Below are 9879 nucleotides of genomic sequence, written 5' to 3' on the forward strand. Positions count from 1 at the left end.
CTTCTCGACGTCGCCGGTGAGCCTCAGCATGCCGAGGGCTTTGTCCTTTGAGTCTTGGCTGTACATACGGACTCCTGGACTGGTCAAGGTTTCTTGGACACCAAGTTAAGGGCGAAAGGTGTTCTATATGACCCAGAAGAGGAAGCGTTACGACAAGCAGTTCAAGATAGCGGCGGCGCGGGTGGTCCTCGGCGGCGAGATGAGGGCTGTCGACCTTGCGAGGGAGCTCGGAATCAAGGACTCGACGCTCAGGCGGTGGGCGCAGGAGTACGAGGAAATGGGCGAGAACGCCTTCCCCGGAAACGGCAGCCCGAAGGTCAACAAGGATTACGAGATCGTGAAGCTCCGCAAAAGGATCGAGGAACTCGAGCGCGAGAACGAGCTGCTAAAAAATTTCCGGGCCTTCTTGAGTCAAGACCATGCGTGAGGTGCGAGTTCCTCAAAGAGCATAGGGGCGAGTTCGGCCCCATCAGGAAGGCATGCGGGATCTTGCGCGTGTCCAAATCCGAATACTATGACTACGTGAAGAGGAGGAAATCCAACGCACAGATCGAGCGGGAGGCCCTGGAGGGCTTCGTCGCCGAGAGGTTCGATCTTCACAAGGGCCGCTACGGGTACCGCCGAATCAACCGCGAGCTCAGGCGCGACGGCATCGTCGTCAGCGAGAAACGAGTGCTCGCCGTCATGCGCAAGCTGGGGCTGCAGGCGAAGGGGGCGAGCAGGAAGCACAAACGCGCGAAGGCGGTCGAGATGGGCGACCCGCGCGTGAACCTCGTGGACAGAGCGTTCGACGTCGAAGCCCGCAACAAGCTATGGGTGGGCGACATTACCTACATCGGAACGGGCGAAGGATGGCTCTACCTCGCAGCTGTGATCGACGCGTTCCACAGGAAAGTCGTGGGCTGGTCGATGTCCGAGCGCATGACCGAGAAGCTGGTCACGGATGCGCTCGAGCAGGCAGTCGGAAGGGAGAGCCCGCCCGACGACTTCAGCCTCGTCTTCCACGACGACCAGGGTTCCCAGTACACTTCCCGGGCGTTCCAGCGCTGCCTCGAGTCCCATGGAATCGCCCAATCCATGTCGCGGCCAGGCAACCCATGGGACAACGCGCTCGCGGAATCCTTCTTCAAGACGCTCAAGCGCGAGCTGGTGAACGGCAAGGGCTACAAGACGAGGGAGGAGGCGAAGCAGGACGTGTTCAAATACATCGAGCTCTACTACAACAGGCAGAGGATGCACTCATCGATCGGCTATAACGCCCCGTGCGACCTAGAGCGAGATGTTGCCTGAAGAAGCTTATTTTTCCGTCCAAGAAACCTTGACCAGTCCAGGACTAGCCGCTTAGGCTGGTCCAAGGAATTGTCCGCACCCCCCGGTTTCGAAATAGTTCGCGGATTTGTCCCAGGTTTTGTCCCAAACGCTTACGCGAGGACATGCGGCGGGATTCGGCGGCATGACAGTCAAAGCTGACGACTCAACTGGAGTTGACTGGAATGACGCCACGGCAAACGAGCGTGAAAGAGTGGGAATAATCCGAGGTCAAAAGCGTAAAGCCACCTGCAATCATTCATGGCAACGCATTGAGGCGCAAGGTGGTTCAAGGCGCTCCAAGCCACCTGCAAAACTGATGAATGACAGTTGCGAATCACCCCCCCCCCCCGAAATGTTGATGTTTCGGGGGGGGGTGATTTTTATGCATATCGCCTGCGATTTTGATTGCGAATCATTCTTCGGGTTTCCCAAAGCTGCATGTCGTTGGACACACTTGCGCCACGATGGCGGTCGTTGGCATTCGGCAAAGCCGCCGGCGTTCACTCCCTTTTGCCGCTCCAATCGTCTCCACCTTGATTCGAATCAAATTCAAGTTCGTTTGCATGCTGGCGCTACCTGTATTTAGGCGATCGAGAAGCTTATCGCTTCTTCTCCATGAGTTCCCATACGAGGACCGCGCCTTCGGGGAGACTGCAGGATTCGCGGCCAGCGGTAACGTACCCGCGCCTTTCTTAGAAGCGCGTCTCCGGCAGTGAGGAGTCTACCTTCGCGCAGGGGTGCCCCTCGAAGACCCGTTTCTCGAGAATGCCCATGGCGATACACCCGAGACCCTCTCCCCGGCGGTCGTCCTTGACGAAGACCCGCGTGATGTGGTTGCCGTCGACCAGGATGCCCACCCTGCCGCACCCGATGTCTTCGACGATGGCTTCGCAGCTGTGCAGGCTCAGGAAGAAACCTACGACCGCTGCGGGGCAATAGCTCGGATAGACGTGCGAGATGGTACCTGCTAGTCGATTTTCAGATGTCAAAAGTATAGTAAATACGCTATACTTCTGACATGGCAAAAATCGATGACATATACGAGGGAGTCGACGATTTCGGGCTCATCACCTCATCCGAGGCGGCGAAGCTCGGGATGTCCAACGCCGAGCTCGTCCAGCAGGCGAAAGCGGGAAAGCTCGTCCGCGTTGCGCGCGGGGTGTACCGTATGCCCGTCTGGCCATCCCAGCCCCAAGCCCCCTTCGCGATCGCAGTGAAGGCGGCAGGCGTCGGGGCCTTCCTCTACGGAGAGTCCGTCGTCGCCCTACTCCAGCTGGCACCCACGGACCCATCCAAGATGTGGGTCGCCACGCCGAACCGCGTCCGGCGGGACCTAGGGAAAGGCGTCAGGATCGTCAGATCAGATGCCGAGCCGACTTGGATCGACGGCGTTCCCTGCCAGCCGCTTGCTGCCGCGATAGCCTGCGCCGCGCAGACCATGGGCGCCGACAGGGCACTCGAGGCTGCTTCCGAGGCGCTGCGCATGGGATATCTGAACGCAGGCGAGAAGAAGGAAATCGAGGAGAAGATCGAAAGATGACGAAGAAGCCGAACAGCATGCGCCACCTGGACGACGCGATCAGGCGCTCGTGCGGAGGCGCTGCGCAGGATTACATGAGATTGCGCACGTGCATGGCCAACGCCATCGTCGCTCAGATGCTCCCCGACGGCGTGGTGAAGGGCGGAAGCGCGATCAAGATGCGCTACGGCGACGCGGCGACGAGGTTCACTACAGACCTGGACACGGCGACGGCCATGGACGCCGACCTCTACATGGAAAGGCTCAACGACCGCCTCCGCCAAGGCTGGGAGGGCTTCACGGGACGCGTCGTCCGCAAGGATCCGGCCTCGCCGAAGGACGTTCCCGAGGAATACGTCATGCAGCCCTGCGAGGTGAAGCTCTCGTACCTCGGCAAATCGTGGTGCACGGTTCCGCTCGAAGTCGGATTCAACGAGATCGGCGATGCTGACACCATCGAGTGGTCGGACATGCCAGATGTCGCGGAGTTGTTCGAGGGAATTGGATTCCCGCCTCCCGGAAAGGCGCCGCTCATGCCACTAGACCACCAAGTTACCCAAAAGCTGCATGCGGTATCAGGCGCGGGCGACCGAGCCCGCGACCTCGTCGACTTGCAACTCATCATGCACAGGTCGGAAGTCGACCTTGTCGCGACGCGAAGGATCTGCGAGCGGCTCTTCTCCTACAGAAAGGCTCAGGAATGGCCTCCGATCGTGTCGAAGAAAGCTGGCTGGGACGAGCTCTACGCAGAGCAGGCATCCGACCTTCCCGTTCTCGATGACGTCGATTCTGCAATCGATTGGGTCAACGATCTCATCGTTCGCATAGGGAATGCAAAATGATGCACCACAGAAGAACGGAACCGAAGAAAGGGTCATGAATGGACGGCCATAAGGAATATCTGAGCGACATCATCGAGGGCAAGAAAACGCGTTTCGTCATACCCGTTTACCAGCGAAACTACGACTGGAAGCCAGAGCAATGCGGAAGGCTGTTCGACGATCTGGTGGAGGTCTCCAAGACCGGACGCGAGGAGCATTTCTTCGGCAGCATCGTATCCCAGACGCCGCGCGGAGAGCGCGTCGTCATCGATGGCCAGCAGCGTATCACCACGGTATTCCTACTCTTTGCCGCCATCAGGACCCAGGTCGAGAAAGGCGTCGTCAAATCGCAGGAAGAGGATCTCGCCGAAGACATCGCCGAGTATTACCTCATCGACGCGAGGCACAAGAAAGAGCGCAAGCTACGCCTGAAGCTAGTGAAGAACGACAGCGAGGCGTTCGGGGCCATTCTCGACGGCAAGGACGACGCATATATCCAGGGCTCGAACGTGACCCAGAACTACCTGTACTTTCTCGACCGCATCGAAAAGATGGACATCTCCGCCGACGAGCTCTACGAAGCTATCAAGTCCCTTTGCGTTATCGACATCACCCTCGACCCCAAAGACGATGCCCAGCTGATCTTCGAGAGCCTGAACTCGACGGGACTCGACCTTTCCGAGGCCGACAAGATCAGAAACTTCGTCCTCATGAATCTCGACCCAGAACTTCAGGAGATTTACTACGACGATTATTGGAATCCGGTCGAACGCAACACCGACTACAAGGTGAGCGACTACATCCGCTTCTACCTTTCTGCTATGGAGGCGAAGACCCCCGCTATCAAGAAGGTGTATCCGGCGTTTAGGACGTATACAACTAAGAAGTTCCACGATCCCGACGGCGGAGTGCTCAGCCTCGACACGAAGGCCCTGTTCGAAGAGCTTCTGAACTATTCGAAGCATTACAAAACCTGCATTCACCCAAATACAGGCGTGAAGAGCATCGATTCCGCCCTCGAGGCCGTCAGGGTCTTCGACGCGTCGGTCACCAGACCCTACCTTCTCAACCTGCTCGAGTACCGAGCCCAAGGCGACATCGACGACGATTCGGTCTCCGCGGTGCTGTGGACGATTGACTCGTACCTGTTCAGGAGATGGGCGTGCGGCGTGCCTGCCAACGCCTTGAACAAGGTGTTCGAGACGCTGCACGGAGACGTGCTGAAGGGCGTTTCCGATGGAGCCGATTACGCCGAGGTGGTCAAATACGTCCTGACCCATAAGAGCGGCACTGGGCGCTTCCCCGACAACGAGGAGTTCCTCTACGCACTCGACACGCGCGACTTCTACCGCATCCAGAACCGCAAGCTCTACCTCTACGACAGGCTCGAGAACGGTTCGAGCGAGGAGCGCGTCTCTGTCGTCAAAGGTCTCGAGGAGGGCAGCTTCTCCGTCGAGCACGTCATGCCCCAGACGCTGAACGCCCAATGGAAGGAGACCCTGGGCGATGACTGGGAACGCATCCACGAGGAGTGGCGCCACAAGATGGCCAACCTCACCGTCACCGCGTACAACTCAGACTACAGCAACAGGCCTTTTGAGCAGAAGCGAGATATGAAGGACGGCTTCAGGTCCAGCGGATTCAGGATGAACCACTGGATCGGCCAGCAGGAAACCTGGGGCGAAGAGCAGCTCAGAGAGCGCGAGAGGATGCTGGAAGAGCAGTTCCTCGAGACCTGGCCACTGCCTAAGTCCTCGTACGAGCCCTCGAAGGCTCTTCCCGAGGTTGCCGAGCTCGATTCCGACACCGAGTTCACCGGCAGGAGGATCGCCGCCTTCAGCTTCAAAGGGGTTCGCTACGTTGCGACGCAGTGGAACGACATGATGGCGAAAGTCCTGCAACTGGTATATGAACTGGAGCCGGCGAAGATACACTCGCTCGTCGACGGATCGAACTATCCTGGAACGGCATTTTGCAGCACAGAATCCGCAGGGCATTCGAAGATCGCGAACGGAGTCTACGCTCGCACCGCATCCAGCACTGCGGCAAAAATCGACTTGCTGAAATGCGTCTTCGATATCTGCGAGATCGATGCCAGCGAGCTCTCCTTCGAGATGCCGCTGGATGCCAGCGAAGAGTAGGAGGAGCATAAATGCGTGATGCTGGCCTTACTATCAATACTTTCAAAAAATGTGATATGCATGTGCATTCAAGCTCGTGCTTTAGCAGGAGATATGACAAAGCTACTTTTTTTCGGGCTGTACTCAAGAGCGAATTAGATGTCCTTGCAATAACGGATCACAACAGCATAGATGTTGAACTGCTGACCGATCTACAGAACCAAATGAAGGGTAAAGGGAAAGTCCTCTTTGGAGGCGTCGAGATAGACGTCATGCTAAAGGACGAAACGATCAAAGCCTACGGCTTAGAAACCGGTGGGAAAGGTCGCTTCCATGCCATCGTATGGTTTTCGATGAATCATGCCGAAGAGATGGCAGCTATCGTAAGAGAACTTTTCATCTCGGCGATTATCAAGAACGAACTCATTGACAGCGACGATGACGGCAAAGCTGAAAAAATACAAAATCTGGAATTGCTTGATTGTAAATCGTTCTCCAAAGCAGCGGAAGCAACTGCGATCTATCTCGAAGAATTTCAAGAAAGGGCAGCGGCGATACCGCATTTCTTTGTTCCACATGAGAATAAAGACAAGAGTCTGTCAGAGTACCTACCAAATAGGTCGAAAAAGAACCTGGATTATAAAGACAGGCTGTTTTATTACAGCCATGCAATGGCGGTTGAAGGCGGTGAAAAGAGTCGGAAATATATATCGGACGGCCTAGCTTCAGAACTGAATACCACCGTGGCAGCCTTCCTTTTCAGCGATGCGGGGAAAATCGGCGATATCGGGAAAAAGTACACCTGGATAGATTTTGATTGCGATCTCGATTCTCTCCTGTTGGCAATCAGCGATCCAGAAAGTCGCATTCGAACTTCTGACGCATGCTCCATCCTTCCACAATCAAACACTACAAAATTCTTAGAATCAGTCAGCTTTAATGTATGGACAGACGGTGGTAGGCAAAATAGCGAAACAATCACACTGCCTTTCAGCCCTGGGTACAACGGCATAGTTGGGTCAAGAGGAAGCGGAAAGACCCTATTGGCAAGCTTATTGGCAGACAAGGGACTGGATACATATGCGGCATTCGTCGATTCTGATTCCGTCCGATTTTTAACCCATGGCGGCATTCCCACAAAAGACCGTCCACCATGCTTGTACCTTAGCCAAGGCGAGCTCGAAAATATATATGCGGATGGCAGATACGAAGAGATTCCTTTTCTCGGTGAAATAATTTCGCCATTAAAGGAGAACGCAGCAAAGTCAATCGATGCGGCAAAGCAGCGGTATAAAGACGTCCTCAGACTTGAGAAGGACCTACTTGCAGCGTTTGAGAAAAAGTATGATTCCGGCCCAGTTCATATCGACCATCTTGAGGAGGAGATGCCGTCCGGCATAACTCTTACTGCGCCGACAACTCCAGTCAAGGCTTTTCCGCAAGTGGAAAACGCCATCAAGCATCTTAGGGAGATATCTGAAGCGACAGAAGCCCTGGAAGACAAGAGCAAGCTCATCAAATTCAGTGACGATTATCCAGAAGATAGATCTCTTTTTGATGAGTTGGAGAGGGAATCGCGCGCTATTGAGAGCGACATCAAAGTTCTCTCGACAAGAGTCAGTGGATTCATATCGCTTCTTGGCGAAATAGACGAGGCGTGGTTTAGCCAACGTGAGCAAAACGTGACTCTGTTTTTTGAAATGCTCCATGAATGCAACAACTCCAGCGGGTCAACCAAACGCCATCAATACGACGAGAAAACGAAGGCCGCAAATACGTTCTACGATGAACTTTTCGAACTGCGGGAGTCTCTCGAACACCTGAACAACGAAGCTCAAAAAGCACATGAGCAGATGCTCGATCCAATTCAGCCGGTAGAACTGACAAATGACGGTGAGCAGATTGTCGTTAGCTTAGTCCACGATGATTGCGCAGCGTTCAATGATCTCGTTAGAGCGCTTGTTCCCACAGGAATAAACGCTCTTGCTCACGCTTTTCTTGAACGATCAAACAAGACCGATATGCATAAATTGTTTAATGGAACAAAATTTCGGAGTGTAAAAAACCAAGGCTTGCTTTCCTACTACAACCATTACTTCGACTTACTTGAAAAGTCGGCAAGCGATTCGATTGAACTAAAAAGCTGCGTGGTTATTGCTGGTAAGAAGATTGACGACATGTCCCCCGGCATGAAAGCGCAGGCTTTACTAAAGCTATTCCTCAACGATCAAGTGTCAGCAGGAAAATGGGTATACATAGTTTTGGATCAACCTGAGGACAATCTTGATGTCGCAACCATAAAAGAGTTCCTTATCGATAGACTGAAGAAGCTCAAGCTGGATGTTCAGTTTTTCGTCGTGAGCCATTCTGCTCCGATTATCGTCAACGGTGACGCAAGGACTGTAGTTGTATGCAACAACGATGACGACAATATTTCGTATAGATGCGGAGTGTTAAACGATAAGCACACCAAGCAGTCAATCGCCGATGTGCTTGATGGCGGTGAGCGCTATCTGAAGATGAGGCTTAACAAATACAATTTCAAGATCGGAGAACAGAATGGTAACGATTAACAAGGACGGGCATGTAATCATTTCCCTTGATGATCTGTCCTACGACCTGAACGTGTCTAAGGATTACTCAGACTTCTTACTAAAAGTCACTTCTCCCTCGAGCGATGTAAATCTTAATGAAGATTGCTTTACGATCGAAGAGGGATTGGATGACGATAAGAGCGCGAAAGCACGCAGATACGCTGAGTTCTTAATCGATTTCGTTCAACGTCGGGAGAAGCAGCAAGACGAAGCGGGCAAATTATCTACTGCAAAAGAACGCGAGGAGAAAATTAGAGCTTTCATCGATCGCCTGAATAAGACGGAAATTCAAGACTAGTTAATAGCTGATTATCTTGGTTTCTATGTAATATCGGCGCAATCTGCACCGCCCTGCTCCATCGTGCACCGATTCGGAAAAGAGGAACGTTCGCAAAGCCACCCGCAACTACTCCCGCAGGAGAGACAGGGAGTGATTGTACGGGCTTCTCCTTGGCGGGAAATGCGGTATCATCATCCCGACAGAAATGAATCAACGTTTGATTCGCGATTGATTCGGACGTAGTAGCACGAGGTGATACTTGATGACACATACTGATATGCAACGTGCAAATGCATTCATCGAGTGCGAGTGATTCCGTTCAAAAGAGTATTACTTATCAGTAGTGCCTCGTGGCATCAAGAGACACTTTTCTTTTTGTACCATATCGGTTTTCTGCAGCAAGCCGTTTGAGTTTATGGTCGTCATGAACTGGGATTACACCGAATATCAGGATATTTCTTTATCAAGGTGCGTTCTCTATATGCTGCAATTATCGCGTAGCCAGTTTCGATATAGGGTCTTGATTTAGCCAAGGTCGCATTTTGTTTGGCACCCATTTAGTACCCAGCTAAGCTCGTTGGTACCCATAGGGGCATTTGACCTGTTAGTTTCGTTATTCTTGCCGAAGCACTTCCGATGGGTCCCGCTATGAGAAGCGCGTGGATGCGAAGGGCCGCGAGAGCGAGCCGATTTGCATCGACGACGAGATCCCGTTCGAGATCCCTGAAGGCTGGGAGTGGGCAAGGCTTGGCAATATTGTTTATCAACGTGCGCAGCTTAAGCCAACCTCCGCATTCAGCTATATCGATATTGGATCCATTGACAATGCCCACCAGCATTTGAGCTCTAAGGAAACTTTGATTGAAGCCGATAAAGCACCTTCGAGGGCACGCAAGCCTGTCAAGTTGGGTGATGTTCTCTATTCAACGGTACGACCCTACTTGCATAACATGTGCATCGTTGACCGCAAATTCTCGCTACCGCCAATCGCAAGCACGGGTTTTGCGGCGATGGTTTGCCTCGATGGTATATCGAATGGGTATTTGCTCAACTATTTGATGTCCCCAGATTTTGATACGTACGCTAATCGCACCGACAATTCAAAAGGTGTCGCATATCCCGCCATTAACGATAAACACCTTTATGCCGCTCTCGTTCCCGTGCCGCCCCTCGCCGAGCAGCGCCGCATCGCCGAGCGAGTCTCCGAGCTGATGCCGCTCGTTGGGGAGTACGG

General features: G+C 53.5%; 8 protein-coding genes. All 8 read left to right on the top strand.

The genetic code is table 11. The features are described 5' to 3' along the window. Window positions 1–127 precede the first annotated feature (127 nt). Window positions 128–427 (top strand): transposase, encoded by a 300-nt coding sequence (locus tag GT590_RS14630; protein ID WP_233839719.1) that lies wholly within the window; start codon window positions 128–130, stop codon window positions 425–427. Next, the gene (locus GT590_RS13985; protein WP_233839718.1) at window positions 424–1290 is read left to right on the top strand and encodes an IS3 family transposase; all 867 of its coding nucleotides are present in this window, start codon (window positions 424–426) and stop codon (window positions 1288–1290) included. The genes GT590_RS14630 and GT590_RS13985 overlap by 4 nt, the downstream gene beginning before the upstream one ends. 1039 nt (window positions 1291–2329) lie before the next feature. Then, on the top strand, window positions 2330–2851 hold the full coding sequence (locus tag GT590_RS13995; protein WP_009304921.1) for a type IV toxin-antitoxin system AbiEi family antitoxin domain-containing protein: 522 nt from the start codon (window positions 2330–2332) through the stop codon (window positions 2849–2851). A gap of 92 nt (window positions 2852–2943) precedes the next feature. Then, window positions 2944–3672 carry a nucleotidyl transferase AbiEii/AbiGii toxin family protein gene (locus GT590_RS14000; protein WP_229068534.1) on the top strand — a complete coding sequence of 243 codons (729 nt, stop codon included), beginning with the start codon at window positions 2944–2946 and terminating at the stop codon, window positions 3670–3672. A gap of 38 nt (window positions 3673–3710) precedes the next feature. Continuing rightward, a complete protein-coding gene (locus GT590_RS14005) occupies window positions 3711–5792 on the top strand; it encodes a DUF262 domain-containing protein (protein WP_161171182.1) in 2082 nt (693 codons plus the stop codon). Window positions 5793–5803: 11 nt separating this feature from the next. After that, on the top strand, window positions 5804–8344 hold the full coding sequence (locus GT590_RS14010; RefSeq protein WP_161171183.1) for a hypothetical protein: 2541 nt from the start codon (window positions 5804–5806) through the stop codon (window positions 8342–8344). Further along, window positions 8331–8663: a hypothetical protein gene (locus tag GT590_RS14015; RefSeq protein WP_009304925.1), complete on the top strand. Its 333-nt coding sequence runs from the start codon at window positions 8331–8333 to the stop codon at window positions 8661–8663. The genes GT590_RS14010 and GT590_RS14015 overlap by 14 nt, the downstream gene beginning before the upstream one ends. Window positions 8664–9304: 641 nt before the next feature. Further along, window positions 9305–9879 (top strand): restriction endonuclease subunit S (locus GT590_RS14780; RefSeq protein WP_192925375.1); only part of this gene is annotated, 575 nt, incomplete at its 3' end.

It is taken from the genome of Eggerthella sp. BIOML-A1 (assembly GCF_009875595.1).
Lineage (GTDB): Bacteria > Actinomycetota > Coriobacteriia > Coriobacteriales > Eggerthellaceae > Eggerthella > Eggerthella lenta.